This window comes from Actinoallomurus vinaceus (assembly GCF_039542055.1).
Taxonomy (GTDB): Bacteria; Actinomycetota; Actinomycetes; order Streptosporangiales; family Streptosporangiaceae; genus Actinoallomurus; species Actinoallomurus vinaceus.
The window spans coordinates 125,948-152,717 of the sequence record NZ_BAABHK010000018.1 but is presented as its reverse complement, the minus strand read 5'-3'; the positions used below and the strand labels follow the sequence as shown (position 1 = coordinate 152,717).

General features: G+C 73.5%; 20 protein-coding genes. 8 read left to right on the top strand and 12 right to left on the bottom strand.

Annotated features, from left to right (window positions below; genetic code table 11):
* The first annotated feature begins 11 nt into the window (after positions 1-11).
* Positions 12-953 carry an SDR family NAD(P)-dependent oxidoreductase gene (locus ABEA24_RS43700; protein WP_345439870.1) on the top strand — a complete coding sequence of 314 codons (942 nt, stop codon included), beginning with the start codon at positions 12-14 and terminating at the stop codon, positions 951-953.
* A gap of 235 nt (positions 954-1,188) precedes the next feature.
* Here the strand turns inward: ABEA24_RS43700 and ABEA24_RS43695 are convergent, their stop codons facing one another.
* The gene (locus ABEA24_RS43695) at positions 1,189-7,914 is read right to left on the bottom strand and encodes a tetratricopeptide repeat protein (RefSeq protein WP_345439868.1); all 6,726 of its coding nucleotides are present in this window, start codon (positions 7,912-7,914) and stop codon (positions 1,189-1,191) included.
* Positions 7,915-8,097: 183 nt separating this feature from the next.
* Between ABEA24_RS43695 and ABEA24_RS43690 the strand changes: the two genes are divergently transcribed.
* From ABEA24_RS43690 to ABEA24_RS43680, 3 genes are read left to right on the top strand one after another with little or no spacing between them, the layout of a single operon-like run.
* Positions 8,098-8,463, top strand: coding sequence for an HAD family hydrolase (locus ABEA24_RS43690; RefSeq protein WP_345439866.1), 366 nt, complete (start codon positions 8,098-8,100; stop codon positions 8,461-8,463).
* 57 nt (positions 8,464-8,520) lie between these two features.
* A complete protein-coding gene (locus ABEA24_RS43685) occupies positions 8,521-9,978 on the top strand; it encodes an FGGY-family carbohydrate kinase (RefSeq protein ID WP_345439864.1) in 1,458 nt (485 codons plus the stop codon).
* 57 nt (positions 9,979-10,035) lie between these two features.
* Positions 10,036-11,985: a potassium transporter Kup gene (locus tag ABEA24_RS43680; protein ID WP_345439862.1), complete on the top strand. Its 1,950-nt coding sequence runs from the start codon at positions 10,036-10,038 to the stop codon at positions 11,983-11,985.
* A 9-nt stretch (positions 11,986-11,994) separates the two neighbouring features.
* Here the strand turns inward: ABEA24_RS43680 and ABEA24_RS43675 are convergent, their stop codons facing one another.
* From ABEA24_RS43675 to ABEA24_RS43655, 5 genes are all read right to left on the bottom strand, one after another.
* A complete protein-coding gene (locus ABEA24_RS43675) occupies positions 11,995-13,146 on the bottom strand; it encodes an ARPP-2 domain-containing protein (protein WP_345439860.1) in 1,152 nt (383 codons plus the stop codon).
* Positions 13,143-14,612, bottom strand: a complete 1,470-nt coding sequence (locus tag ABEA24_RS43670; RefSeq protein WP_345439858.1) for a hypothetical protein — start codon at positions 14,610-14,612, stop codon at positions 13,143-13,145. The genes ABEA24_RS43675 and ABEA24_RS43670 overlap by 4 nt, the downstream gene beginning before the upstream one ends.
* A gap of 387 nt (positions 14,613-14,999) precedes the next feature.
* Entirely contained in the window at positions 15,000-15,707 is a 708-nt protein-coding gene (locus ABEA24_RS43665; RefSeq protein WP_345439856.1) for an RraA family protein, read from the bottom strand.
* Positions 15,708-16,019: 312 nt separating this feature from the next.
* On the bottom strand, positions 16,020-16,667 hold the full coding sequence (locus ABEA24_RS43660; RefSeq protein WP_345439854.1) for an anthrone oxygenase family protein: 648 nt from the start codon (positions 16,665-16,667) through the stop codon (positions 16,020-16,022).
* Complete coding sequence (locus tag ABEA24_RS43655; protein WP_345439852.1) at positions 16,664-17,512, bottom strand: Rossmann-fold NAD(P)-binding domain-containing protein; 849 nt, start codon at positions 17,510-17,512, stop codon at positions 16,664-16,666. Before ABEA24_RS43655 ends, ABEA24_RS43660 begins: the two co-directional genes overlap by 4 nt.
* Before the next feature lie 80 nt (positions 17,513-17,592).
* On the opposite strand from ABEA24_RS43655, the gene ABEA24_RS43650 reads away from it, so the two are divergent.
* Positions 17,593-18,579 (top strand): AraC family transcriptional regulator, encoded by a 987-nt coding sequence (locus ABEA24_RS43650; RefSeq protein ID WP_345439850.1) that lies wholly within the window; start codon positions 17,593-17,595, stop codon positions 18,577-18,579.
* A gap of 375 nt (positions 18,580-18,954) precedes the next feature.
* Here the strand turns inward: ABEA24_RS43650 and ABEA24_RS43645 are convergent, their stop codons facing one another.
* On the bottom strand, positions 18,955-20,160 hold the full coding sequence (locus ABEA24_RS43645) for a PucR family transcriptional regulator (RefSeq protein ID WP_345439848.1): 1,206 nt from the start codon (positions 20,158-20,160) through the stop codon (positions 18,955-18,957).
* A 278-nt stretch (positions 20,161-20,438) separates the two neighbouring features.
* On the opposite strand from ABEA24_RS43645, the gene ABEA24_RS43640 reads away from it, so the two are divergent.
* Both ABEA24_RS43640 and ABEA24_RS43635 read left to right on the top strand, forming a co-directional pair.
* Positions 20,439-21,761: a serine hydroxymethyltransferase gene (locus tag ABEA24_RS43640; protein WP_345439846.1), complete on the top strand. Its 1,323-nt coding sequence runs from the start codon at positions 20,439-20,441 to the stop codon at positions 21,759-21,761.
* A 153-nt stretch (positions 21,762-21,914) separates the two neighbouring features.
* On the top strand, positions 21,915-22,637 hold the full coding sequence (locus ABEA24_RS43635; RefSeq protein ID WP_345439844.1) for a CHAP domain-containing protein: 723 nt from the start codon (positions 21,915-21,917) through the stop codon (positions 22,635-22,637).
* A gap of 49 nt (positions 22,638-22,686) precedes the next feature.
* On the opposite strand, the gene ABEA24_RS43630 is transcribed toward ABEA24_RS43635, so the two are convergent.
* Both ABEA24_RS43630 and ABEA24_RS43625 read right to left on the bottom strand, forming a co-directional pair.
* Entirely contained in the window at positions 22,687-23,205 is a 519-nt protein-coding gene (locus tag ABEA24_RS43630) for an arsenate reductase family protein (RefSeq protein ID WP_345439842.1), read from the bottom strand.
* Positions 23,206-23,245: 40 nt separating this feature from the next.
* Complete coding sequence (locus ABEA24_RS43625) at positions 23,246-23,377, bottom strand: hypothetical protein (RefSeq protein WP_345439840.1); 132 nt, start codon at positions 23,375-23,377, stop codon at positions 23,246-23,248.
* A 298-nt stretch (positions 23,378-23,675) separates the two neighbouring features.
* On the opposite strand from ABEA24_RS43625, the gene ABEA24_RS43620 reads away from it, so the two are divergent.
* Positions 23,676-24,809 carry an FAD-dependent oxidoreductase gene (locus ABEA24_RS43620; RefSeq protein WP_345439838.1) on the top strand — a complete coding sequence of 378 codons (1,134 nt, stop codon included), beginning with the start codon at positions 23,676-23,678 and terminating at the stop codon, positions 24,807-24,809.
* 67 nt (positions 24,810-24,876) lie between these two features.
* On the opposite strand, the gene ABEA24_RS43615 is transcribed toward ABEA24_RS43620, so the two are convergent.
* The 3 genes from ABEA24_RS43615 to ABEA24_RS43605 all read right to left on the bottom strand — a co-directional run bounded on the left by ABEA24_RS43615 (position 24,877) and on the right by ABEA24_RS43605 (position 26,708).
* Positions 24,877-25,335, bottom strand: coding sequence for a response regulator (locus ABEA24_RS43615; protein ID WP_345439836.1), 459 nt, complete (start codon positions 25,333-25,335; stop codon positions 24,877-24,879).
* Positions 25,332-25,697, bottom strand: coding sequence for a helix-turn-helix transcriptional regulator (locus ABEA24_RS43610; protein WP_345439834.1), 366 nt, complete (start codon positions 25,695-25,697; stop codon positions 25,332-25,334). The genes ABEA24_RS43615 and ABEA24_RS43610 overlap by 4 nt, the downstream gene beginning before the upstream one ends.
* A gap of 162 nt (positions 25,698-25,859) precedes the next feature.
* Positions 25,860-26,708 (bottom strand): alpha/beta hydrolase family protein, encoded by an 849-nt coding sequence (locus tag ABEA24_RS43605; protein ID WP_345439832.1) that lies wholly within the window; start codon positions 26,706-26,708, stop codon positions 25,860-25,862.
* Positions 26,709-26,770: the final 62 nt, after the last annotated feature.

Genomic DNA, 26,770 nt, shown 5'->3' with positions numbered 1-26,770 from the left:
ACAGGACCACCATGAGCACCAGCACCCGCGTCACCACGCCGTTCACCGCCCAGTCCACGGCCGCCGAGGTCGTGGCCGGCATCGACCTCACCGGCCGCCGCGTCATCGTGACCGGCGGCGCCTCGGGCATCGGCGTGGAGACCGCCCGGGCCCTCGCCGGCGTCGGCGCGGAGGTGACCCTGGCCGTACGGAACGAAGAGGCGGGGCGGCGCACCGCCGAGGACATCATCGAGACCACCGGCAACAAGCAGGTCCTCGTCGCGCCGCTGGACCTGGCCGACCAGGCCTCCGTCGCCTCGTTCGTCGCCGCCTGGGACGGCCCGCTGCACATCCTGATCAACAACGCGGGCGTGATGGCGTCGCCCGAGACGCGTACGCCGGAGGGCTGGGAGCTGCAGTTCGCGACCAACCACCTCGGCCACTTCGCGCTGGCGACCGGGCTGCACGGGGCGCTCGCCGGGGCGGACGGGGGCCGGGTCGTGTCGGTCAGCTCCGCCGCGCACCTGCGTTCGCCGGTCGTCTTCGAGGACATCCACTTCCGGGAGCGCCCGTACGAGCCGTGGGCCGCGTACGGGCAGTCGAAGACGGCCAACGTGCTGTTCGCCGTCGAGGCGACGAAGCGCTGGGCCGACGACGGCATCACCGTCAACGCCCTGATGCCCGGCGGGATCCGTACCAACCTGCAGCGGTACGTCACCGATGAGGAGCTGGAGCGGCTGCGGGCCCAGTCCGGTGGCGGCGGCGTCGTCTGGAAGACGCCTGAGCAGGGGGCCGCCACCTCCGTCCTGGTCGCGACGTCGCCGCTGCTCGACGGCGTCGGTGGCCGCTACTTCGAGGACTGCCAGGAGGCCGGCCCGAACCAGCCGGGCACCCGCACGGGCGTCGCGCCGTACGCCCTCGACCCCGAGGCTGCCGAGCGGCTCTGGCAGGTCTCGGTCGAGACCCTGGCCTGACGGAGACGCGGCCGGCCCGCGGTCGGCCGCTTCCCCCTCAGCGGGGCCGCGGCATCCCTGGCCGCTCGGTTCTCAGTGGGGCCGCGGCACTCTGCAGCGTTCGGTCCTCAGCGGGACCGCGGCACCCCGGGGCGTTCGGTCCTCAGTGCGACCGCGGCACCCCGGGTCGCTCGGTTCGCGGTGGAGACTCGGTGCGGAGCACGTACGCCCGCAGCCGTGGTCGGTGCCGGCGGTGTCAGACCTCCTCACCGAGCTCGGCGAGGAGCGCCCGTGCCTTCTCGGCGAACGCCGCGTCGCCGGACTCGATCGCCCGCCGGAGGGAGAGCAGCGCCGGTCCGCGGTCGCCGTCCCGGTGCCGGATCTCGCCGAGGCGGTACGCGGCCTCGCCGACCAGTTCGGGGTTCTTGGTGCCGGTGGCCAGCGTGAGCTCGTAGAACCGCACGGCGGAGTCGCGGTCGTTCAGCCAGTACGCGAGCTCGCCCAGGTGCGCGGCCGCCATGGGCGCCTGGCTGACGTTCCCGGTCCGGCCGCCGGAGTCGATCACCTGCTGGTACCAGCGCAGGGCCTCGGGCCAGTCGCGTTCGTCCTTGGCCAGCCCGCCCAGGTACATCTTGGCCAGCACCGAGGCGATCTCGCTCGGTCCGCCGGGGACCTGGAGCGCGCGCAGGAAGAACTCGCGCGACCGGCCCGGATCCTCCTTCTGGTACGTCCGGCCGATCAGGACGAGGGCATGGCCGCCGATCCCGCTCTCCGTCTCCGGTACGCGTGCCAGCACCTCCCGGGCCTCGGCGAACTCACCCGCGTCGACCAGCGCGTCCCCGAGGCTGAACAGGGCGATCGGCTCACCGCTCCCCGCGGCGGCGCGGAGCGTGCGGAGCGCACCCTCCCCGTCCCCGTGCTCGCCCTGGATCACTCCGAGCATGCTGCTGAGCAGGGCCCGCGACTCCGGCTCCAGACCGGTCTCGGCCGAGTCGTCGGCGATCCGCCGGGCGACGTTCTCCAGGCCGTCCGTGTCGTCCTCCCGGCGCAGGAGCGGGACCAGCCGGCCGGCCGCGACCAGCCGCACCTCGGCGTCGGGGTGGTCGGCGTACCGCTCGTACACGGCTCGCGCCCTCGCCGGCTCGCCTGCGGAGACGAACAGGTCGGCCACCTCGATCCGCAGCCGGGGCTCGAGGTCGGGCACGAACTCGGCGGCGCCGTACACGTACATGGCGGCGCTCACGCGGTCACCGGCCTCGGCGCACTCGGTGGCGCGCCGGCGCACCACCTCCAGCGCCTCGCGCACGTCGCCCGCCTGGGCGGCCAGGGTCAGCGCCCGTACGGCCACGGCGTGTGTCTTCTCGGCGAAGGCCTTGTTGGCGACGACGAAGAGGTTGCCGACCGCCGCCTCGGCCAGCTCGGCCGGCAGGTCGCCGTCGTCCGCCTCCACCTCGATGGCGGCCACGAGGCCGAAGGCCTCGGCCGAGACATCGAGGTCACCGTCCTCGAACGCCCAGGCGCCGAGGATGCTCCCGGCCCGGGCGCGCACCCCCGGGTCGGAGGCGTCCGCCGCGCGCTGCATCTCGGCCCGGGCCTGCGGACCCTCGCCTCGGTCGTGCAGCGTACGGGCCAGGCTGATGCGTATGCGCGGGGTGACGTCCTCGTGGCCGGCGTCGATGCCCCGCCGGTACAGCCGCATCGCCGCGTCGGCGTCGCCGCGCTCCAGCCGAGAGTCGCCCCACAGCCAGTAACCGACCGCCACCGTCTCCGGGTCGCCGCTGGTCACCGCACGCTGGGCGGTCTCCACGACCCCGTCATGGTCTTCGGCCTCGGACTGCGCCAGGATCAGGCTGCGCAGCGGGACCAGCGCGGCGGGGTGATCGACCTCGGAGCCCTTCCGGTAGGCCGCGAGGGCCGCGTCCAGGTCCTCCTCGAAGTAGCGGTGGACATCGCCGATGTCGTCGTAGGCTGCGGCCACCTCCGCGGGGTCGCCGTACTCGACGACCAGCTCGAGCATCGCGCGGGCCTGGGTGGGGTCGGTGTCCATCACCTGGCGGGCGGCGCGGATGGCCTGTCGCCCCGCGGCGCCCGCGGCCGGGGTGCCGCTCCGGTTGCTCATCAGCCAGCGGATCGAGTCGATCTCGTCCGGCCCGTCGGATCCGCCGTACTCCTCCGCGAGCGCGAACAGCCCGGCACGTAGGCGTTCGAGGCCTTCGTCCGTGTCCGCGGCCGGCGCCGCGTGACCGGCCTGTTCGGGCCCGCCGGCCGGTTCCCCGGCGGGGGGTGTCGCGGTGTCGGCCTGTTCCGGTTCCCCGACGGGCGGCGCCGCGAACCCGACCCGTCCCGGTTCGCCGGCCGGTTCCCCGACGGGCGGCGCCGCGAACCCGAGCCGTCTCGGTTCGCCGGCCGGTTCCCCGGCGGGGGGCGTCACAAACCCGGCCCGTTCCGGCTCATCGGACGGTTCCGCGACGGGATCGGTGTCCCGTTCGGCCGTGTCGGCGGGTTCCACGGCGGGTCCGGTCTCTCGTTCGGCCGTGTCGGCCGGTTCCGCGACGGGTTCGGTGTCTCGTTCGGCCGTGTCGGCCGGCCGGGAGATCTCCGAATCGGTGTTGTCGCCCGGGGAACTGGGCGGCTCCTGCCCGACGGCGCGTGCCGCGATCTCCATAGCCCGGTCGTTCTCGCCCGCTGCGTTGAGCAGCGAGACCAGCCGCATCGTGGCCGCGAGACGGACGCGCGGATCCTCGGAGGCGGCGAGCGGCTCCAGGATCGCCCGGGCCTCGGCGGGGACGTCGTGCTCGGCGAGTAGTTCGGCGAGCTCCACCAGCAGGCGGGGGTCGCCGTCCGGCGGGAACACGGCGGCGCCCTTGTAGTACGCGCGCGCGGCGTCCAGGTCGCCGCGTTCCGCGGCGCTGACCGCGTACTCCCGGGCGATGCGTACCGCGTCGGCCGGTGCCCCGCCCGCCGCGGCCAGGTGCAGTGCTCGGACGGCCACCGCGTGATCGCCGGCCTCGTCGGCGTCGGCGGCGACGATCGCCAGGTTGTTCAGCGTCATCTGGTGGTACTCGTGATCCTGCTCGTCCGGGGCCGGATGACGGTGGCCCGCCGCCGCGGCGGCGCCCAGGGCCTCGGCGGCGCCCGCGAGCCGCCCGTCCTCGGCCAGCCAGGCGCCGAGGTGATTGCCGGCGATCAGCACCTGGCGCGGATCGTCACAGGACAGAACCGTCTCCACCGCCCGGTACGCGGCCGCCGTCTCGCCGAGTTCCCGCAGCACCTTGGCGAGCTCCACCTGGATGTACGGGACGGCGTCCGGCGCGGCGGTCTCGATCGTCGCGCGGTACCGTGCCGCCGCCTCCGTCAGGTCGCCGCGGGCCTTGGCCAGGTCGCCGAGCGTCCAGACACCGATGGTGACCGTCTCCGGATCGCCGCTGTCCACCGCGCGCCGCGCGGCGGCCTCGGCCGCACCGTGCTCCTCCTGCAGGACCAGCAGGCCGAGCAGCCGGCGCAGGCAGGCGAGCGCGGCCGGGTGGTCGGCGTCCGCGCCTCGCCGCAGCACGTCCACCGCGGTGTCGATGTCACCGGCGAGGTCGTACGCGTGGCCGAGGTTGTCGCAGACGACGGCCACCTGCTCGGGGCCGCCGAACTCCAGCACCAGCCCGGCGAGTTCGGCGGCGGCGTCCGGCCCGCCGCGCAGCCGGTCCAGAACGGAGGTGACGACGAGGCCGGTCGCCCGCTCGGCGTGCTCGGTGCCCGCCACCCGCTCGACCAGCGACCGCGCCGTCGCGGTCGCACCTTCGACCAGCGCGATGTGCAGTTCGGCGAGCAGTGGCGTGCCGTACTCCTCGGCGAACAGCTCCAGGGCGCCCGCACGGTCGTTCTCCCGCATCCGCAGCATCGCGCGTTCGCGGACGCTCGCCGTGCCGAGGCGCTCCTTGGCCGGGATCCGGACGCTCGCGTCGGCCGAGGTGGCGGCCCGCTCGTACGCCGCACGCGCGCCTTCGGCGTCGCCGATCTCGGTCAGGTAGCCGCCGAGCTCGTACGCGACGGCCGCGACGTTCTCCTCGGCGTCCAGGCCTGCCTCGGCCAGCCGTTCGAACGCGGCGATGGAGCCGCGGGCGACCTCGGCCGCCCGCGCGGCCTCGCCCTTGCCCGCGAGCAGCCGGGCGAGCATGACACCCGCGGTGGCGGCGACGTGCGGATCCGCGTCGTCGCCGATCGCCGCCTGGTAGTGCGCGGCGGCGGCGTCGCGGTCGCCGTGGGCGTCGAGCGTCGTACCGATCACCAGGTCCACGTGCGGGCCGCCGCCGGTCTCCTCCACCTGCAGCGCGCGGGCCTCGGCCACCCGGCCCGCTGCGACCAGCACCTGGGTCAGCGATCTGAGGAGTCCAGGGCGTTCCTCGTCGTCGGAGGCCCTCACGTCGAGCGCCCGCCGGTAGGCCGCGGCGGCGCCGTCGAGGTCGCCGAGCTCGTGCAGTGCGTCGGCCAGCCACGCGGCGGCGCGCCCGGCCTGGCGCTCGTCGTCGCCTGCCGCAGCGTGGGCCCAGGCTTCGGCGGCACCCGCGCGATCTCCCGCGTCGTTGCGCAGCAGGCCGAGGAAGAGGGCGGCCTCCTGGACGCCGCCGGGATGACCGTTCGCGACCGCGATCGACAGAGCGCCGTCGGCGGCCGCGACGTTCCCGGCCCGCTGCCAGGCGTGCGCGGACTCCAGCATGAGCGCGGTGGTCATGAACGTGCGGTGGTCATCGCCGCGCTCGCGTACGGTGGCCAGCGCGGCCGCGGCACCCGGGAAGTCGCGGTCGAGCAGCCGCCGCGCGAACTCACCGTCCGCGGCGAGCTCCGGATGGTCCGCGGGGACGCGCGCGAAGGCGGCGCGCGCGGCGTCGAACTCGTCCAGGCGTACCCGGGTGAAGCCGAGCAGCCATGCGCTGCGCGGCGCCTGGAGCCGGTCGTCGCGGGCCGCGATCCATTCGTGCACCGCGGCCGCGCCGGCCAGGTCGCCCTGCCCCTCCAGTATCCGGAGCATGTTCGCCTCGGCGTCGGGGCGCAGGCCCGGGTGTCCCGAATCGGCGACCCTCTCGTAGGCGCTCAGCGCGTCCTCGACGTCACCTGGCCGGTCGCGTCCTTCGAGCGCCGTGCCGAGCGCCTGGCACACCCACGGCGCCAGCGCGGGGTGCCCCGCGGCGCGGGCGCGGCGCAGCAGCTCGATCGCCTCGTCGGTCTCGTCGTCGGCGCGGACGATCCAGGAGAGGACGGCGGCGTGGGAGAGCGCGAACGGATCGCCGGCCGCCGCGGCCTCCTCGAGCAGTTCGGCGCACTGGGAGCGGGGGACCCCGAACGACACGTACACCTGCGCCAGCATGCTCTTGCCCAGCGCGGCCACGGCCCGATCGGCGTGCCCGGCGCACTCCTGGTGGCGCGCGACGCCGGCCTCGCGGCCGAGCCGCTGGTAGTCGACGATGGCGGTGAGCACCGGATGCTCCGCGCCGGCGTCTCCGCCGGTGGCGATCAGGTGCCGGTCGACGGCGGCGGCGAAGCCGTCCGCGAAGGCCTCGCTGTCGGCGACGTACTCGAGCAGCTCGTCGGCCTGCTCGGGGTCGCCTTCCCCCACCTCGAGCAGGGCCAGCATGCGGGAGGCGCGCTCGGACGGGCCCGCGATCTCCGCGTCCACCACCCGCCGCAGCAGAGCACGGGCCGCGTGCGGGTCGCCGTCGCGGAGCCGTTCGAGTGCGGCGTCGCAGTCGTCGACGGCCTGCTCGAGCTCCTCGTCCGGCCCCCGGGTGGCCGCTTCGGCCTGCGTCACGATCAGCCGGGCCTGGAAGGCCACGTCCGGGTCGTCGAGGTCGCCCGCCTGGCGCAGCAGCGTGAGGATCTCTTCCCGCCGGGGGTCGTCGTCCGGCAGTCCGGGCAGCAGCGTTCCGAGGAAGTGGACGGCGCCCAGGTGGAAGTCGGAGTCGGCCGCGAGGACCACCCGCCAGCAGGCGATGGCCTGATCGACCTCGCCCGCCTCGGCGTACACCTGTCCGAGGCAGGCCCGCGCCTCGAGGGAGAACCGCGGATGGCCGGACTCGACCACGCGCCACAGGATGGCCCGGGCCCCCTCCTCGTCACCGAGTTCCCGGGTGAACTTCGACTCCTGGATGAGCGCGTCGAGCCGGACCTCCGGGCGATGGTCCTCGGCGGCGCGCCGGTAGGCGTCCCGGGCCTCCCCGTACTCTCCGAGGTCGAACAGTGCCGCGCCGAGCAGCTTCTCGGCCATGCCGCGCTCGGCCGGATCCCCGACCGCGATCGCGTGCTCCACGACGCGAACGCAGTCCTCGAACTCGCGCCGGTCCGCGTAGATCGTGTACAGCCGGAAGGCGGCACGGGAGCACAGCTCGGGGATGCCGTGGGACAGCATCGCGTTCAGCCCGGTCACGATGATCTCGTCGTCGGCGCCGCCCTCGTCCAGGAGAGCGGTGATCGCCTCGTACGCCGACCAGGCCTCGCGCTCGCGTTCGCCGCCGTCCTCCGGCCACCGCACGGCCTCGAGCCCCTCCGTGAGCTCGGCGACGTCCGGGCCCTCACCGCGCCTGATCCGTTCGAGCGTCTCCGCCGACCCGTCCAGGTCGCCCAGCATGCGCAGGGCGCGGACCAGGAGGATGTCGGCCATCACCGCGATCTCGGTGTCGGCGCCGGAGGAGGCGGTCCGCAGCGGCCGGTGGGCCAACGCCCACTGCTCCCCGTCGGTCAGCATCATGCCGAGCGCGAGCGCGGACCGTTGCGCGAACACCGGATGTCCGGTGGCGATCACCGACCGGTGAGCCGCCCGTGCCCCGTCGAGGTCACCTCGCTGCTGCAGGATGTTGCCGAGCACGTGCGATGCCTCGGGGACGACGGCGTCGTCGCCGGCGGCCACGACCTCCCGTAGCAGCATCGTGGCACCGTCCAGGTCGCCTTCCTGCCATTTGTCGATCGCCCTGTGGAATCCGTCGGCCGACGAAGACATGCCTGACCCCTGTTGTCGAAACCCCGATGATGATCATTAGACGTTGATCACGGAACGTACACGATCGGGAACTCGATTTTGGGGTTTTCGCATGGTTCGCCGGTCGTGTACCAGGCGTGACGCCGCGGGCGGCCGCGGCCAACGAATCCGATCTTCGAGTGCCGCGGCCGGTACGATGCCGGAATGCGGTCGGTGCGGGCGGTCCTCTTCGATCTCGACGCGACGCTCGTCGACTACGACCGCGCCGCCTGGGCGGCGACGGGGCTCGACCGGCACTTCGACCTGGTCGTCATATCCGCCGAGGTCGGCGTCGCCAAGCCGGACAAGGCGATCTTCGACCTCACGATCCGCCGGCTGGGCGTCGAGCCGGGCTCCGTCTGGCATGTCGGGGACAACCTCACCACCGATGTCGCCGGCGCCCGGAACGCACGGTTGGGTGCCGGTGTCTGGCTCAACCGGGCCGGTGCGGCGCGTGGCGCCGACGACCCGGCTCCCGGGTACGAGATCGCCTCGCTGCGCGAGCTGCCGGCGTTGGTGGACCAACAGTGATCGCCGAGGCTTTCCGGTGCCGGAACCACGACGACCCTCGGCAGACCAGGGACGCGTATGTATCTCGGGGTTGATGTCGGCACCTCCGCTTCAAAGGGGGTGCTGGTCGGGGAGGACGGGACGGTGCTCGCCACCGCCGTACGCCCGCATGCGGTCGAGCGTCCACGCCCGGGGCACGTCGAGATGGACGCCCGGATCTGGTGGGAGGAGTTCGTCTCGATCGCCCGCGAGCTGGCCGGTGTCGGCGACCCGGTCACGGCCGTCGGCGTCAGCGGCATGGGCCCGTGCGTGCTCCTGGCCGACGAGGCGGACACGCCGCTGCGCCCGGCGATCCTGTACGGCGTCGACACCCGCGCCACCGAGCAGATCGCCCGCCTCGACGCCGAACTGGGCCGCGAGGACGTCCTGCGGCGCTGCGGCTCCCTGCTGTCCACGCAGGCGGTCGGCCCGAAGATCGCCTGGGTCGCCGAGCACGAGCCGGAGGTCGCGGCGCGAGCGCGGCGGCTGTACATGCCCGCGTCGCACCTGGCGAACCGGCTCACCGGCGCGTACGTCCTCGACCACCATTCGGCGAGCCAGTCCGTGCCGCTGTACGACTCCGTCGCGCAGGAGTGGTATCGGCCGTGGGCCGAGCGCGTCGCGCCCGGGATCGACCTGCCGCCGCTGCGCTGGCCCGGCGACGTCGCCGGGCACGTCACCGCCGACGCGGCCGCCGCCACCGGCCTGCCGGCCGGAATCCCGGTGATCACCGGCACGATCGACGCGTGGTCGGAGGCTCTCAGCGTGGGCGCGCAGGGCGTCGGCGACCTCATGCTGATGTACGGCAGCACGATGTTCCTCATCAACACCGTGCCCGAGCGGCTGCTCGTCCCCGAGCTGTGGAGCACCGTCGGCGCGCTGCCGGGCACCCGCAACCTCGCCGGCGGGATGGCGACCTCCGGGATGATCACCGAGTGGCTGCGCGACCTGTTCGGCTCCCCGGACCACGCCACCCTGCTGGCCGAGGCCGAGGCGTCCGGCCCCGGCGCGCGCGGCCTGCTCATGCTGCCGTACTTCGCCGGCGAACGGACCCCGATCGCCGACCCGCACGCGCGCGGCGTGATCGCGGGACTGACCGTCGAGCACACGCGGGGCGACCTGTACCGCGCCGCCCTGGAGGCGACGGCGTTCGGCGTCCGTCACAACGTGGAGGCGATGCGCGCGGCGGGCGGTGACGTCCGCCGGATCGTCGCGGTCGGCGGCGGCACGCGCGGCGGCCTGTGGACCCGCGTCGTCTCCGACGTCACCGGGCTGGAACAGGAGATCCGGGCCGTCACGATCGGAGCGTGCTACGGCGCGGCGTTCCTCGCGGCGAGCGCGGTCGCCGGCCCGTCGATCGACGCGTGGAACCCGGTGCGCGAGCGCATCGCGCCGGACGCGCGCGTACGGTCGCGATACGACGATCTTTACGGCCTCTACCTGCGGCTTTATCCGGCGACCCGGGAGATCGGCCACACCCTGGCCGAAGGCGTGTAGCGCGAACGAAGACCCCGCCGAAGGTCGGCGTCGGTGCCGTCGGGTACTTATGGCTTCATGACCGATTCTGCGCTGCGGGACGCCCCGTCCGAATCCGAGCCGGCGTCCGGGCACCGCTCCGGGCTCTGGGCGCTGATGCTCGGTGCCCTGGGCGTCGTGTACGGCGACATCGGCACCAGCCCGCTGTACGCCCTCCAGACCGTGTTCTCCATCGACAACGGTGCGGTGCGCCCGACGAGCGGTGACGTCTACGGCGTGATCTCGATGGTGTTCTGGTCGGTCACGCTGGTCGTCTCGGTGAAGTACGTGACGTTCATCCTGCGCGCCGACAACGACGGTGAGGGCGGCGTGATGGCGCTCGCCGCCCTGGTCCGGCGGGTCCTCGGCGACGTCCGCGGCAAGGCGGCGGTGGCGATGGCGCTCGGCGTGTTCGGCGCGTCGCTGTTCTACGGCGACAGCGTGATCACGCCGGCCATCTCGGTGCTGTCGGCGGTCGAGGGCCTGAAGGTGTCCACGCCCGGCATCTCCCACCTGGTCCTGCCGATCGCGGCGACGATCGTCGCGCTGCTGTTCGTGGCGCAACGGTGGGGGACGCACCGCGTCGGCGCCATGTTCGGGCCGGTCATGGTGGTCTGGTTCCTGGCGATCGGCGTGGCGGGTCTCGGCGAGGTGCTCCGGAAACCGGGCATCCTGCTCGGGCTGTCACCGACGTACGCCGGCGCGTTCGTGCTGGACCATCCCTATATCGCGTTCATCGCGATGGGCGCCGTGGTGCTGACGATCACCGGCGCCGAGGCGCTGTACGCCGACATGGGCCACTTCGGCCGCAGCCCGATCCGGCGCGCCTGGTTCGCCGTGGTCTTCCCGGCGCTGACGCTGAACTACCTCGGCCAGGGCGCGCTGATCCTCCGGGATCCCAAGAGCGTGACGAGCCCGTTCTTCCTGCTCATGCCCGGCTGGGCGCGGCTGCCGATGGTGATCCTCGCGACGGCGGCCACGGTCATCGCCTCCCAGGCCGTGATCACCGGGGCGTTCTCGGTGTCCCGGCAGGCCGTGCGGCTCGGCTTCCTGCCGTACCTGCGGATCCGCCACACCTCGCCGCAAGAGATCGGGCAGGTGTACGTCCCCGCCGTCAACTGGATCCTGTTCGCCGGCGTGCTGGCGCTGATGTTCGGCTTCGAATCCTCCGAGCACCTGGCGACGGCGTACGGCGTCGCGGTCACCGGGACCCTCATCATCACCACCGCGCTGTTCCTGGTGGTCGCGCGGGCGCACTGGAACTGGCCCATGTGGCGGCTCGTGGTCTTCGCGGTCGTGATCGGAGGCGCCGAGGTCACCTACTTCGCCGCGAACCTGACGAAGGTCACGCACGGTGGCTGGCTGCCGCTGCTGATCGCGATCTCGGTCTTCACGGTCATGAAGACGTGGGAGCGCGGCCGGGAGATCGTCACGGCCCGCCGCAACGCGAAGGAAGGCCCGCTGCCCGAGTTCATCGAGAAACTCCGGGAGAAGAAGGTGACGAAGGTGCCGGGCACGGCGGTCTTCCCCCACCCGGGCAAGCAGACCACCCCGCTCGCCCTGCGGGCCAACCTCGACCACAACCACGTCGTGCACGAGCACGTCGTGATCGTCTCGGTGAGCTCGGAGAACGTGCCGCACGTCCCGGTCGCGGAGCTGATCACCGTCGACGACCTCGGCTACCAGGACGACGGCGTCGTCCACCTCACCGTGCGGTACGGCTTCCAGGACGAGCAGGACATCCCCGCCGCCCTGCGGATGGCGGCGTCCCGGTCCGAGCGGCCGCGCTCCGAGCTCCTCGACATCGACCCGGACAACGCGTCGTACTTCCTGTCCCGGGGGACGCTGCGGCTCACCGACGAGCCCGGCATGCAGCGGTGGCGCAAGAAGCTGTTCCTCGCGCTGGCGCACAACGCCGCCAGCCCGGCGGAGTACTTCTGCCTGCCCGAGGCCCGCACCGTCGTCATGGGCACCCAGGTCGACCTCTGAACCCTCGCCTCACGCTCCGCCGCGCCGCAGCCGGGCGCGGTAGTGGTCGCGGACGTCCTGGCGGAGCAGGTACCCGAAGCCGGCCGCCTCGATCCGCCGGACCAGCTCCGTCTCGGCCACGCCGAGCGCGGCGGCCGTGGTGGACAGCCGCCAGTCGTTCGCGGCGAGCCGGGTCAGCAGGTGGCCGCGCCGGACCTGGTTCTCCGACAGCCGGAACGTCTTGAGGTACGCCAGCCGCCCCGTCTCGTCGTCGATGAGCTCGCCGATGTGCTCGTCCCGCTGCCGTTCGAAGGAGGGCATCAGCCGCGACAGGCGGTACGGCCCCAGCTCGTGGACGAACTCGTACGTGTAGTCGCCACCGAGCAGCCCGCCCGCCATCACCTCGTCGTGGAACGCCGCCCACTCGTCCTGCTGCGCGCGGGCCGCGGCGCGCAGGTCGGCGAGCGAGCGCACCGCCGCGGCCTCGACGCGGGCGCGGAACTCCGGCACCGGCCGGCCGTACATCGCGTAGTGGTGGATCAGCTCGCCGTACAGGTCGTGGACCAGAGTGGTGTGCAGCGCCCGGTAGTCGTCCGGGTGCGGCACGACGAACGCGGCGGCGAGCGCGTCCGACGCGTAGACGAGGACGCCGCACTGCCCCGGATGGATCTCGAAGACCCGCAGGGCGTCGGCCAGGCCCCGGACGGCGGCCCCCGTGTAGGCCTCCTCCACGCGCGGCGACAGCCCCTGACGGAGCGCGCGCTCCGACCACTCCGCCCAGGCGATCGCCGGCCCGCCGAAGTGCAGCGCGAGGTACCCCTCGAGCGCCAGGTGCAGGGGCAGGAACCGCAGCCGGTTCTTGTCGACCCGGCGCGCCATCCGGCGGTGGAACCGCAGCGGCATCCCGGCCGGCGCGCGGTCGTCCGCCGCGTCCCGCAGCTGGGTGCCGTACGCGGCGGCGGGCGTGCCGTCGTCGGTCCAGGTCGCCACGAAGCCGTGCGGGATGTAGGACCAGTAGACGGTCCGCCGGTCCACCGCGACGACGCCGGTGCCCGCGTCGTAGAGGCGCGACGCGAGCCGCAGGTCCTCGATCGGCTCGTCGCGGACCAGCGGCACGAGGCGTATCCCGCCCCACACCTGCGCCGGGCGGGTGGCGAGGCCGTTCAGCGACAGATCCGTCATGAGGCCTCCCTCGTCGGCGGTGTGACCACCTCGGTCACGGGGCCCTCCCGGAGGAAGTCCGCGACGCGGCGCGCGAGGTGGGCGCGCAGCTCCGGCAGGCCCGTACGGCCCTCCGCGAACTGCGCCAGCTCCACCAGCGCGACCAGGTTCTCCGCGTCCCGGATGCCGGCGGTGGGGACGGTCGGGGCCAGCCGTCGCACGTCGAAGTCGGCGGCGTCGTACACGGGGTTGAGGTGGACGACGTCGCAGGCGCGGGCCGGGTCGAGCCGGGTGCGCCAGATCCGCAGCACCTCGCCCGCCAGCCCCGGCGGCGCGTTGTCCCACCCGTCGGAGACGATGACGAGCCGATCCGGAGCGAGCTCGAGGCCGTCGAGGATCCGTTCGCCGAGCGGCGTCGGCCCGTACGGCCGGACCGTCAGCGCGTCGGCGCGGCCCGACAGCCACAGCGGCGTGTAGTCGGCGGCCAGCGCCTCCATCAGGAAGTGGCAGGCCAGGGCGACGGCGAGCGGCCGGCGGCGCTTCTGCCCCGAGCCGTACGCCGAGAAGCTGTCGTCGAGCACCGCCGCCACCGTGCCCCAGCGCCCGGCCTGCTCGCCGGCCGTACGGCGGGCAGCCGCGCGCAGCGCCTCGGTCAGCTCGGCGCGGCGACGCTCCCGGTCCTCCAGGGGCAGGGCGAGCACGTACGACGCGAGCCGGGTCAGCGGCATCGTCGTCAGGTCGGCCCTGACCGCCTCCGCCCCATGCTCACGCGCGGACTCCTGCAGGCGCAGCCGCTCCAGCCGGGTGAGCCGGGGCGCGATGCGCTCCAGGAACGCCCCGCGCGGCACCCCGTGCCGGGCGGCGAACCCCTCCGCCACCGTGTACGGCAGGTCGTACAGCGCGGCCTTCTCGTAGTGGGCGCGCCGCCAGGTCTCCAGGATCGGCGTCGTGTAGGCGGCGGGTCGGCCCCAGGCGAACAGGAAGGGGCCCAGCTCCCCGCCCGGCGCCAGGTGGGCGTGCCGGACCGCGTCCTTGACCGCGGAGCGGTACTTCACCGCGTCGAACGCCGGGTCCGGCCGGGCCGCCATCCAGTCCCGGATGATCGCGCGCGTGCGCCGGTTGTTGACCCGGGCGCGCCGCAGGTCGCGGAACAGCCCGTACACCCGCTGCGGCGGCAGCAGGTCGAGCCGCCGGGCGATCAGCCGGCCCTCGCCCCGGCGCTGCGCCGGCGTCGCCTCCGAAGCGGTGACCAGGAGGTTCCGCGCGATGAGCACCGCGTTGTGGTCGTTGACGTCGAGGGCGAGCGTCGCGGCGTACAGGTCGCGGTAGTTGCCCAGCAGGTACTGGTGCAGGAAGTCCAGCGAGAGGCCCTGCTCGTCCGCGCCGGAGTGGAACTCGCGCTGACCGGTCGCCGTGATCGCCGCGTTGACGAACAGCAGGACGTCCTCGGCGGCGATCAGGTCCGCGCCGGTCTCGTCGCGCGTCACGGTCGGAGCCTTTCCGGTCGGGGGATGCCGGCCGGGGAATGGGGGCACGAGCTGCGAATCGTCGCTTCATAGGCGGGTTCCGGAAGTCGCACCGGAGTCCCGCGGCCGGCCCCGGAACGGTAACACCGCCGTCGCGCCCGCTTCACCCCGATTTCCGGCACCGCGACCGGTGTGCCGGACGCCGTGTCGGGCGTCATCGCTCCGGAGGCGCGTTGCCGAGTGCCGTCACTCCGCGAAGTGCGCGTCGGGTGCCGTCGCTTCTCGACGTGCGCGTCGGGCGAAGGTGTGCGTCAGGTGCCGTCGCGCTTCGAGGTGCGTAGCCAGGTTTTGTCACTCTTTGAGGTGCGCGTCGTGGACCGTCGCTCCTCGAGGACGTGTCGGGTGCCGTCACTCTTCGATGGCGCCGCCCACGGAGCGCAGATGCTCGCGGAAGGTCAGTGACGGGTTCTCGTGGCGCGCGGCCAGGTAGGCGGCGAAGCCCACCTGCTCGCGCAGCGAGACGCCCGCGCGGATCCGATCGGCCTGGGCCCGCTCGGTGTCGCGGATCCGCTCGGCGATCGTGAAGAGGTTCTCGGCCTCGGCGGCCGGCACGAACAGCACCCCGTCGTCGTCGCCCAGGACCAGGTCCGCGCGGCTCACGACGTGGTCGCCCACCGTCGCGGACTCCAGGGCGCCGGCGGGCCGGTCGCGGAGGCTGAGCGGACCGGTCGAGATCGCGCCCAGGCTGAACACCGGCAGCCCGATCGCCCGGATGTCGGCGGTGTCGCGGTGCAGGCCCCAGATCACGATGCCCGTCAGGCCCGCCGCCTCGGCCTCCAGGACCACCAGGTCGCCGACGCACGCCTCGTCGAGACGCCCGCCGTTGTCGACCACCAGCACGTCACCCGGCTCCGCCGCCTCGAACGCCTCGAGGAAGATGTCGACGCTGCCGAGATGACGGGCGGGACAGGCACGCCCCAGCAGGCGGTCGCCGGGTTCGACGGCGCTCATCGACGCCGGGGCGCAGCGCACGGGGAGGCCGGCGCGGATGCACGCGTCCGCCAGATGCGCGGTGGTCAGCGTCACGAACCGCTTCCGGAGATCCTGCTGGTCCATCCGTGGTTCCTCCCTGCTCGTACGGACCGCGCGGCGGGCACGGACCCGCCCGCGTGCCGCGACACAGCGTCTCACGGGCTGGCTTCGCCGTCGGTGCACGAGGACCCGCACGACCAGGCCGCACAGGCCCGCGCCGCCGTACGCCGGAACCGTCGGGCGCGTCCCCAGTACGCGCCCGACGGCGCGCGGCGAGGTAGGCGGGGAAGCCCACCTGCTCGCGCAGCGAGACGCCCGCGCGGATCCGATCGGCCTGGGCCCGCTCGGTGTCACGGATCCGCTCGGTCTCACAGGCGGGCCTCGGCGATGACGCCGTCAACGTGGGGCGAGTCCTGGCCCGGGGCCGTACGGAGCGGGCGGCGGTCCGGCGTCGTACGGGCCGCCGCCCGGCCGGGCGGCGTAGGGGGCGGTCCGGTGGTGCATCGGAGCCGCCGATCCCGTGGGACGGCCGGCGGGGCGCGGGTCGTCGCGGTGCGCGCCGTACAGGACCAGAGCCCAGGCGAGGCAGGCGAACGCGGCGAGGTTGCTGACCGCGCGCACGATGTTCCAGGCGACCCAGCGGCCCTCGAACTGATGGCGCACGGCGGCCAGGTCGGCGATGTGGCGCGGATCCCCGGCCTTGTCGAGCTGGTTGTTGAGGGGGACGTTGATCCCGCTCGTGACGAAGAACATCACCAGGTAGAGGACCAGGGCGGCGACGATCCAGGGCAGCGCCGGCCGCCCGTGACCGCGCCAGGCCAGCACGGCCGCGCCGATGAGGAACACCAGCGAGCCGAGGAAGCAGGACATGAACCAGCCGTTCAGGATGACCCGGTTGATGTTCTGCATCGTCTCGACGAAAGTGCGGTCACCGCCGCGATGCAGGGCGGGCATGACCGCGTACGCGAAGGCGGCGAACAGCCCGGCCATGAGCCCGGTCGTGACGGTCCCCGCCAACAGCAGGGTGGTCTGCAGGATTCTCATTGCTCGGCTCCGTTCCAGATGCCGGTGGCGGCGGTACGGCGGGCGAAGTCGCGGAAGTCCGCGGGCGGGCGGCCCAGGGCGCGCTGGACGCCGTCGCCCAGGTGGGCGTTGCGGCCGTCGAACAGCGTGGTGAACAGGTAGGTCAGGAGGTCGACGGCCTCGGCCGGCACGCCTTGGGCCCGCAGGCCGGCCGCGAAGGCGTCGGGGGCGACCGAGGCGTACCGGATGTCGCGCCCGGTCGCCTCGGCGATCCCGGCCACGGCGTCGGCGAACGTCAGCAGCCGTGGGCCGGTCAGCTCGTAGAGCTCACCGGTGTGCCCGTCCTCGGTGAGCGCCGCGAACGCGACGTCCGCGATGTCGTCGACGTCGACGAACGGCTCGCCCACGTCGCCGGGCGGGAGCACGACCTCTCCCTCCCGGACCGGGTCCGTCAGCGCGCCCTCGCTGAAGTTCTGGGCGAACCAGGCGCATCGCAGGACCGTCCACTCGGCGCCCGCGTCGGCCAGGACCTTCTCGCAGGCCCGTGCCTCCTCCTCGCCCCGGCCAGACAGCAGCACGAGCCGCCGTGTCCCACCGGCCAGCGCGGTCTCGGTGAGCCCGCGGATCGCGTCGACCGCGCCCGGCACGGCCAGGTCCGGCTGGTAGGCGAGGTATGCCGCCGCGGCGCCGTCGAGGGCGGGCGCCCAGGTGCCCGGGTCGGTCCAGTCGAACGGAGGTGAGCCCGAGCGGGAACCGACGCGTACGGGCAGTCCGCGCGCCTTGAGCCGCTCGGCGACCCGGCGGCCCGTCTTGCCCGTGCCACCCAGGACCAGGATCGTCTTGCCATCTCGCGTGATCTGTGTCATGGCTCAATTCAAAAACGCGAGAGTGAGACCGAACATGGCTGAAGCTATTTAATTCATGTTCAATCGTCTACAGTCGGGGCGTGGACGTCGTCGCCGGTCTGCTCAACGGCCCCCGCGCGCAGGGGGCGTTCCTGCTCCGTTCGTCGCTCATACCGCCCTGGTCGCTGCGCATTCAGGACGAGGCGCCGCTGACCCTCGTGGCCGTGGTCCGCGGCACGGCGTGGGTGATCCCCGAGGGCGGCGCGGCCACGGAGCTGCACCCCGGCGACGTCGCGATCCTGCGCGGACCCGACCCGTACACCTTCGCCGACGACCCGGCCACGGCGCCGCAGGCGGTCATCCACCCCGGCCAGCGCTGCACCGCCCCCGACGGCGGAGAGCTGTTGGACCTGACGGACCTGGGCATCCGCACCTGGGGCAACGCCGACGACGGCGCGACGATCCTGATCACCGGCACCTACCAGGTGCTCAGCGAGATCTGCCGCCCGCTGCTGGACGCGCTGCCCCCGCTCGTCGTGCTCCGGTACGACGCCTGGGACAGCCCGCTCGTCCCCCTGCTGGCGGCGGAGGTCGTCAAGGACGAACCGGGTCAGGACGCAGTCCTCGACCGGGTCCTCGACCTGCTGCTGATCGCGGCCCTGCGCACCTGGTTCTCCCGGCCCGAGGCCGACCCGCCGCCCTGGTACCGCGCGCAGAGCGACCCGGTCGTCGGTGCCGCCCTGCGTCTCCTGCACGACGCCCCGGAGCGCCCGTGGACCGTCGCCAAGCTGGCCGCCGAGACCAACGTCTCCCGCGCGGCCCTGGCGCGCCGGTTCACCGAGCTGGTCGGCGAGCCGCCGATGGCCTACCTCACCGCCTGGCGTCTCGCGCTCGCCGCCGACCTGTTGCGCGACCCGGAGCTCACCATCGGCCAGGTCGCCGAGCGGGTCGGCTACGGCAGCTCGTTCGCGCTCAGCACCGCGTTCAAGCGGGTCCGGGGCGTCAGCCCCCGCGAACACCGCGCCGAGATCGCCCGCACCCCGCAGCCGCTCGCGGCCACCACCCCGTGGCAACGCCGCCTCGCCTGACCGGCGCCGCCCCGGCCCGGCGGCCGCGCTGCGGCGAACGCACGCCGACCCGAGGAGGCGGCCGGCGATGCGACGACGTGAGTCGCGGCCGGGTGAGCCGGTCGGTGCGCGAGGCGGTCAGCTGGGAGCCCGGCGGTCAGGCGAAGGCGCGGCAGCCAGGTGAGGGTGCGGCGGCCTGACCGGGCGGCCGTCCGCGGCGAGGCGCTCGGCGAACGCACGCCGGCCTGAGGAAGCGGCCGGCGACGCGACGACGTGAGCGGCGGCCGGGTGAGCCGGTCGGTGCGCGAGGCGGTCAGCTGGGAGCCCGGCAGTCAGGCGAAGGCGCGGTGGTCAGAGAAGGTGCGGCGGCGCGGCGGTCAGGTGAGGGCCCGGTGGTCAGGTGAGAGTGCGGCGGGCGAGGCGGCGGCTCTTCAGAGCCAGGTGCAGCTCCAAGCGGACGAGGCCGTCGGCGAGGTCGGCGGCGAGCAGGTCGGCGGCGCGGTTCAGCCGGTAGTACAGGCTCGTGCGGTGCAGCCGCAGCCGGGCGGCCGTACGCTGCGCGTCGCCGCCCAGGTCGAGGTAGGTCTCCAGGGTCCGCGTCAGCATGTCGCCCGAGCCTCCCGCTCGGTCGAGCGGGGCGAGCACGTCGTCGGCGGGCGGCGGTGAGGCGTGCAGCAGGGAGCGGTAGGGGCCGAGCCCGGACCAGGACAGCGGCTTCGGGAGCGCGGGATCCAGTACGGCGAGTTCGGCCGCCGCGAGCGCCTGCGCGTACGCGGTGCGGGCCGTTCCGGCGGCGTACGGCGCGGGCTCGCCGGCGCCCACGGCGAACCGCATCCCGGTCGGCGCGGTCGCGTCGTCGGTCACCTCGCCGACCGCGCGCAGCGCCCCGCCGCCCGGGTCCGCACCACCGGGGTGGCGGAACAGCGCCACCGCGTGGGTCGCGCCGACGAAGGAGCCGACGTACGCGGGGTACCGGCGGAGCGCCGGGGACATCGACGCGGTGAGGCGCTGGAAGTCGGCGGAGGTGAGCGCCGCGACCCGCTCCTGGCCCGGCCGGTACGGCACGGCGGCGCAGACCTGGATCGTGGCGCCCACGAGCGCCGGGACCGCGGCGGCCAGCCGGTCGCGGACGTCGGTGCCGCCGTCCTCGCCGAGGAGACGCCGGACCAGGCCGTCCACGTCCCAGTCGGGCGGGGGACCGGGCCGCCGCGCGAGGACGTCGGCGAGGTCGTGAGCGCAGCGCAGGGCCGCGGTGATCGCGGCGTCGTCCAGCGGATGGTCGGGCTCCAGCACCCAGAGGTAGCCGAGGCACCGGTGATCCTTGCGGATCGGTACGCAGACGCGCGGCGCCATGCCCAGGTCCGGGTTGGCGGGGACCCGGACCGGCCCGGTGGCCTCGGCGATGCCGTGCCGGTTCTGCCAGTCCTGGATCGCCGGAGCGACCTGCCGGGACAGGATCGACGCGACGCGCGCGGCGTCGGCGCCGGTGTCCTGCGCGCTGTAGGCGACGAGCCGGCCCTCGGGGTCGTCGACGGACACGCCGTGCCCGATGCGGGCGGCGAGCGCGTCGAGCTCCGCCTGGACTCCACCGTTCGGCTCCACCGCCACCTCCCGTCACGACGTGCCGCGGCTCACGGCGCCCTGCCCACCTGCGTGGCGATGGCCGACAGCGTCACCGAACGGACGGCGGCCCCCGCCGCGGTGACGGCCGGCCGTCACGACCCCGTACGGGCGGAGCCTCGGCGTTCCGACAAGTGTAGGAACGGCGGGGCGCAGGTCAGGGCGTGCGTCCGATGCGCCGGGCGGCGATCGCGATCTACCGTCGCGGCGTACGGCCGGCGAACGCCGGCGGCCACCTCGTACGGTCAGGAGATCGCCCGATGGCTCGTTCCCTCGCGTTTCGTCCCTGGGTTCCGGCACCGAGCGAAGAGCGGGTCCGGGCGGTGTCGGAGTCGGTCGCCGACCGGTCGGCTCCCGCCGTGCTGGCTGAGATCGAGCGGCTCGTCGCCGAGAACCACCGCATCCACGACGTCGAGTCGATCAACCTCAACCCGGCGACCAACGTCATGAACCCGCGGGCCGAGGCGCTGCTGTCGGCCGGGCTCGGCTCCCGGCCATCGCTGGGCTACCCGGGGGACAAGTACGAGACGGGGCTGGAGGCGATCGAACAGATCGAGGTCGTCGCCGCCGAGCTCGCGGCGGAGGTCTTCGGGGCCCGCTACGCCGAGGTCCGGGTCGGGTCGGGTGCGCTGGCCAACCTGTACGCGTTCATGGCGACCTGCCGGCCCGGCGACACGATCATCGCGCCGCCGCCGAGCATCGGCGGGCACGTCACCCACCACGGCCCGGGCGCCGCCGGGCTGTACGGGCTCACCACGGTGCCGGCGCCCGTCGCGGCGGACGGCTACACGGTCGACGTCGGCGCCCTGCGCGCACTGGCCGAGGAGACGCGTCCGGCCTTGATCACCATCGGTGGCAGTCTCAACCTGTTCCACCACCCGATCGCCGCCATCCGGGAGATCGCGGACTCGGTCGGCGCGCGCGTGCTCTTCGACGCCGCCCACCTGTGCGGCATGATCGCCGGGCGGGTGTGGCCGCAGCCCCTCGCCGAAGGGGCGCACCTGATCACCATGAGCACCTACAAGAGCCTGGGCGGCCCCGCGGGCGGGCTCATCGTCACCGACGACGCCGAGTTGACCGAACGCATCGACGCGATCGCCTACCCCGGCCTGACCGCCAACTTCGACGCGGGGCGCACCGCCGCGCTGGCCGTGACCATGCTCGACTGGAAGGTCGCCGGGCGGGCGTACGCCGAGACCATGGTCGCGACCGCGCGCCGGCTGGCCGCGGAGCTCACGGCGCTGGGCGTCCCGCTCTTCGCCGCCGAGCGCGGCGCGACCCGGTCGCACCAGTTCGCGATCCGCACGCCCGACGGCGGGCAGCGGGCAGCGCGCCGCCTTCGCCGGGCGAACCTCCTCGCCTGCGGCATCGGCCTTCCGACGCCCGCGGTCGACGGCGATGTGGGCGGCCTCCGCGTCGGCACCCCGGAGATCGTGCGGCTCGGGATGACCGAGGCCGACATGCCGGTGCTGGCCTCGTTCATCGCGCGCGGCCTCGACCCGGACACCGAGCCGGAGACCGTCGCCGCCGAGGTCACCGAGTGGCGGACCGGGTTCTCCGGCGTTCACTTCACCGCCGGGTGACCGCGCCGGCGCCGTACGGACGGGACGCAAACGTTTACAGCGAGCATTCGGTTTACCAACCCTGCCTCGTTGCTTTGTCACATTCCCCGCTACTGGCTTGTTAGTTATTCACTTACCGTCGGGTTCGGATCCTCCGCCAGAAAGGGGTCTGATGTGGCCTGGATCAGACGAAGCGGCCTGACGATCGGGGCGAGCGCGGTGGCGATCGTGCTCGGCGTCTCGACGGCGAACGCGGCGACCGGAACGGTCAACACCAGTGGTACGGCCCTGACCGTGCGCTCCGGCGCCGGCACCGGCTACAGCTCGGTGGGGACCGTCGCGGACGGAGCGAGCGTCACGATCACCTGCCAGACGCGCGGGACGACGGTCACCGGCACGTACGGCACCAGCGGCATCTGGGACAAGATCAGCAGTCCGGTGGGCTATGTCGCGGACGCCTACATCTACACCGGTTCGGACGGCACCGTCGCACCCCCGTGCGTCCAGACCGTCACCGACGATTACCCGTACAAGTCCGACTCGTCGAGCGAAGCGGATCCCTGGCTCTTCTACAAGCGGGAATGCGTCTCGTTCGCGGCCTGGCGGGTCCGCCAGCGCCTCGGCGTCGACTTCACCAACTCCTACCGGGGCGTGCACTGGGGCAACGCCATCAACTGGGACAACGCCGCGGCGTCCGCCGGGGTGAAGGTCGACCACACCGCCAAGGTCGGCGCCGTCGCCCAATGGAACACCGGGACCTACGGCCACGTCGCGTACGTCGCCCGCGTGAACAGCGACGGCACGATCCTGGTCGAGGAGTACAACTACCTCAGCGCCCACAACTACGACACGCGCACGATCAGCGCGAGCAGCGTCGGCAACTACATCCACTTCTGAGCCGGTCGACCGGGGTCCGTGCGGGTGGGCGCACGGACCCCGGTTCCGCTCACTCCAGGACGGACCTGACCGCCTCGGGGGAGCGGCCGACCACGGCGGTACCGTCGTCGGCCGTGATGATCGGCCGCTGGATCAGGATCGGGTGCTCGGCCAGGGCGTCGAGCCACCGGTCGCGGGCCGCGGGCTCCCGCTCCCAGGACGCCATGCCCAGCTCCCGGGCGACGGCCTCGCCGGTACGGGCGATGTCCCAGGGCTCGAGGCCGAGACGCCCGAGGACCTCCTCGAGCTCCTGCCGCGAGGGCGGGTCGTCCAGGTACCGCCGCACGGTGTACTCGGCGCCCTCTTCGTCCAGCAGGGACAGGGCGGACCGGCATTTCGAACAGCGAGGGTTGATCCAGATCTCCACGCGCTCATTCTCCCGCGCGTCGACCCCGAGGGCGGTCAGCAGGACGAGGACGTCGAACAGCTCGTGCGCGAGCACGACGTGACGCTCGGCGGGCGGCGGCGTGACGCCGTACGACCCGGACGACGTCCACGAAGCGGTCGGCGAGCCGTCGGAGGACGCCACGCCGAGCGGTCGGTTCCCGTCCGCTCGGCGATCGGTCGTGTCAGGACGGGGCGCCCTCCACGGACCCGCCCTGTTCGTCGCCGGCGGGCATCGGCCGGTCACCGCCGTCGAGGAGCACCCGCTCCAGCTTGGCGAGGGCCAGCACCAGCACCAGCGCGGCGATAGGGATCATCACAGGTGTTACCAATGCCGTGATCAGCATCCGGCACGCCCCCTCTGTGCCGATCCGTATGCACCAAATGCCCTGCCCGCCCTGAAAGAGATGTTTTTCTGTTTTGAGTAGATATCGCGTCAGATGGGCAAAGCTTGCGGCCGGCGAGCGGCGAGGCGGGTGATCCGCGCTCCAGGCCAGGGGTGTCGCTGAGCCGCCGCGCCTTCGTCGACCTCGGCGTCCGGGCCGATCCCGGCCGTGCGTCGAACGGGTTCGTGACGAACTTGTTCGTAGCGAACATGTTCGTTAGATTGAAGGCATGAGCACTCATGACCCCATCGCCATCGTCGGCGCGGGCCTCGGCGGCCTCGCCCTCGCCCGCGTCCTGCACGTCAACGGCATCCCGGCCGCGGTGTACGAACGCGAGGCCTCGCCAGAGGTCCGCACCCAGGGCGGCATGCTCGACATCCACGAGGACTCCGGCCAGGTCGCCCTGCGGGCCGCCGGCCTCCATGACGAGTTCCGCGCGATCATCCATCCCGGCGGAGAGACCGTTCGCGTTCTCGACAGGCACGCGGTCGTCCGGTTCAAGGAGGAGGACGACGGCGAGGGCGGCCGCCCCGAGGTCGAGCGCGGCCGGCTCCGCGACCTCCTGCTCGGCTCACTGCCTCCGGGCACCGTCCGCTGGGGCTCCGGGGTCACCGGCGCCCGCTCGCTGGGCGACGGGCGCCACGAGGTGATCCTCGCCGACGGCTCCGCCCTCACCACCGACCTGCTCATCGGCGCCGACGGAGCCTGGTCCAGGATCCGCCCGCTGCTCTCCGGCGCCGTCCCGGAGTACACCGGCGTGACCATCGTCGAGGCCACGCTGTTGGACGCCGACACCCGTCACCCCGGCGGCGCCGCCCTCCTTGGCGGCGGCATGTTCTTCGCGCTCGGCGAGGGCAAGGGCTTCCTCGCCCACCGCGAGCCCGACGGCAGCCTCCACGTCAACGTCGCGCTCTCGACGCCCGAGGACTGGGCGGCCGGGATCGACTTCGCCGACACCGGCTCCGCGAAGGCCGCCGTGCTGGAGCACTTCGCCGGCTGGGACGCGCGCCTGCGGGCCCTGGTCGCCGACGCCGACGGGCCGCTCGTCCCGCGCGGGATCCACGCCCTGCCGGTCGGCCACCGCTGGGACCGCGTCCCGGGCGTCACCCTGCTCGGCGACGCCGCCCACCTGATGTCGCCCTTCGCCGGGGAGGGTGCCAACATCGCCCTGACCGACGCCGCCGGACTCGGCGCGGCCATCGCCGCGAACCCCGGCGACACCGAGGCCGCGCTCGCCGCCTACGAGCAGGCGATGTTCCCGCGCGGTGCGACCGCCGCCGCCGAGTCCGCCGCCGGTCTCGTCCGCTGTTTCCGCGAGGACGCGCCGCAGAGCCTGGTCGACATGTTCGCCGCCGCCGGCTGACCCCGGACCGACCGAACCGGCCGCTCCGAGGGGCAGCCGGGGCCGTTCCCGGGATCGGCGAGGCCGATCAGACGGTCGCCGGACGGCGGGGCAGGCGCGCGGTCCTCGTGAAGAAGCCGTTGATCTCCCGTACGGCGGTCGTGAAGTCGTCGAAGTCGACGGGCTTCGTGACGTAGGCGTTGGCGTGCAGCAGATAGGTGCCGGTGACGTCGTCCGCGTTGGCGGAGGTCGTGAAGATCACCACCGGGATCGAACACAGATCCGCGTCATTCTTGATCTGCTTGAGAACGGCGCGCCCGTCGTACTTGGGCAGGTTCAGGTCCAGCAGCACGAGGTCGGGGCGGAACGCGGCGGTGTACGGGCCCCTCCGGTGGAGGAAGTCGAGGGCCTCCTCCCCGTCGCCGACCACCGCCAGCTTCGGGGGCGAGTCGAGGCCGGGCTCGGCGAACGCCTCCCGGATCAGCATCTGATCACCCGGATCGTCCTCGACGATCAGGATCGCGGTCGGACGCCGCGGAGTCGTCATTCCGTCGTTCCCCGCTCGTCGGTGCCGGGCGCCTCCGGCGCGTCCGGTGTGTGGTCGTCGTCGTGGCGGGCGAACACGGTGAGGAGTCCCTCGATGCGGTGGTCGGCGTCGGCCGGGTGCCGGAACGGGCGAGTCGGGTCGACGCTGTAGTGGTTGCGGCGCCCGACCCGGGTGCGGGTGATGTAGCCGGCCTCTTCGAGGTCGGTGACGATCGTCTGGGCGGCGCGTTCGGTGATGCGCACGGTGGCGGCGATGTCGCGGAGCCGCGAACGCGGGTTACGGGTGATCTCGACCAGCACGCGGGCGTGGTTGGTCAGGAACGTCCAGGTCTTGTCGCCGGGGCTGCTGCCGGCTTGGCCCACGGGTCCTTCTCCCTCGGAGATGCGGCGCGGCTGAGCCGACGACTCCGGATGTTGTTTTACCGAATATTTTTTCCTGTACCTCGACGACGGTAGCGTACGGCCGCGGGCTCAGGGGGTGTGCCGGGCCAGGGCACCGCCCGGGAAGGCCGGGGGACCGTCCCGTCACCGGGCCGGGGGCAGGTGGCGGCCGAGGAAGTCCAGCAGCGTACGCGCGAGCCGCACGCGGTGGTCGGACAGGGCGTGGTCCGTGGGGAACACGTGATGTTCGAGACGCCGAACCGGGTGGACCAGGTACGCGTCGACGACCGGCTCGTGGTGTACGGGCGCCGGGGTGACCGGGTCGCGCCCGGTGCCGATGAGCAGCACCGGGCGCTCCGCGAGCCGCGGAGCCAGCGCGGCCAGGCTCCACGCCTCACCCGCCGCCTCCATCTCGGCGACGAGCGCCTCGCCGCTGGTGCCGCGCAGCGGCGCGAGCTCGCCGCCGAAGATCTCGACGTACGAGGTGCGCAGCGCGGGGTCGGCCCGGAACCCGGCGGCCACCCGTCCGAGGTCGAATCCGGCCACCGAGGCGACGGCGGTGATCGACGGATCGGCCGCGGCGGTCATCAGCGCGGCGAAGCCGCCGAGGCTGTGCCCGACCACCGCCGTCCGTGTCGCGTCCAGCCGGTGAGTGGTCGCGAACTCCGGCTCCCGTACCGCGGTCACGACCCGCGCGGCGTCCTCCAGCACGTGGCCCCACGACCAGGAACCATCGACCCCCCATGAGCCGCGATAGTGGAAGACCAGCGACGCGTACCCCGCCCGGCGCAGCGCCTGCGCGAGGTCGAAGTTGCGCTCGTTGCCGGGAAAGCCGTGCAGCAGCACGACGACCGGGTGCGGTCCGGGGCCGGCGGGGAGGTGGAGCACGCCGAGCAGAGCGGCGCCCGCGCTGTCGAAGGTCACCGCCGGAGTGCTCGCGGCGGGCGCCACCTCAGGCGCCGGATCGGTCGCGAGGGGGTCGAAGAGGGGCACGGCGACGCTCCCGAACAGTTGAACGGATCGTTACGGCGGGAGATTAGCAGGAGATCGAACCG

What these genes read in the sequence shown, in the direction of transcription:
- ABEA24_RS43615 (WP_345439836.1), bottom strand. Translation starts at nt 25,335, where the DNA reads ATGACGACTCCGCGGCGTCCGACCGCGATCCTGATCGTCGAGGACGAT.
- ABEA24_RS43675 (WP_345439860.1), bottom strand. Translation starts at nt 13,146, where the DNA reads ATGACGGATCTGTCGCTGAACGGCCTCGCCACCCGCCCGGCGCAGGTG.
- ABEA24_RS43660 (WP_345439854.1), bottom strand. Translation starts at nt 16,667, where the DNA reads ATGAGAATCCTGCAGACCACCCTGCTGTTGGCGGGGACCGTCACGACC.
- ABEA24_RS43680 (WP_345439862.1), top strand. Translation starts at nt 10,036, where the DNA reads ATGACCGATTCTGCGCTGCGGGACGCCCCGTCCGAATCCGAGCCGGCG.
- ABEA24_RS43700 (WP_345439870.1), top strand. Translation starts at nt 12, where the DNA reads ATGAGCACCAGCACCCGCGTCACCACGCCGTTCACCGCCCAGTCCACG.
- ABEA24_RS43690 (WP_345439866.1), top strand. Translation starts at nt 8,098, where the DNA reads ATGCGGTCGGTGCGGGCGGTCCTCTTCGATCTCGACGCGACGCTCGTC.
- ABEA24_RS43640 (WP_345439846.1), top strand. Translation starts at nt 20,439, where the DNA reads ATGGCTCGTTCCCTCGCGTTTCGTCCCTGGGTTCCGGCACCGAGCGAA.
- ABEA24_RS43665 (WP_345439856.1), bottom strand. Translation starts at nt 15,707, where the DNA reads ATGGACCAGCAGGATCTCCGGAAGCGGTTCGTGACGCTGACCACCGCG.
- ABEA24_RS43625 (WP_345439840.1), bottom strand. Translation starts at nt 23,377, where the DNA reads ATGATCCCTATCGCCGCGCTGGTGCTGGTGCTGGCCCTCGCCAAGCTG.
- ABEA24_RS43695 (WP_345439868.1), bottom strand. Translation starts at nt 7,914, where the DNA reads ATGTCTTCGTCGGCCGACGGATTCCACAGGGCGATCGACAAATGGCAG.
- ABEA24_RS43655 (WP_345439852.1), bottom strand. Translation starts at nt 17,512, where the DNA reads ATGACACAGATCACGCGAGATGGCAAGACGATCCTGGTCCTGGGTGGC.
- ABEA24_RS43685 (WP_345439864.1), top strand. Translation starts at nt 8,521, where the DNA reads ATGTATCTCGGGGTTGATGTCGGCACCTCCGCTTCAAAGGGGGTGCTG.
- ABEA24_RS43620 (WP_345439838.1), top strand. Translation starts at nt 23,676, where the DNA reads ATGAGCACTCATGACCCCATCGCCATCGTCGGCGCGGGCCTCGGCGGC.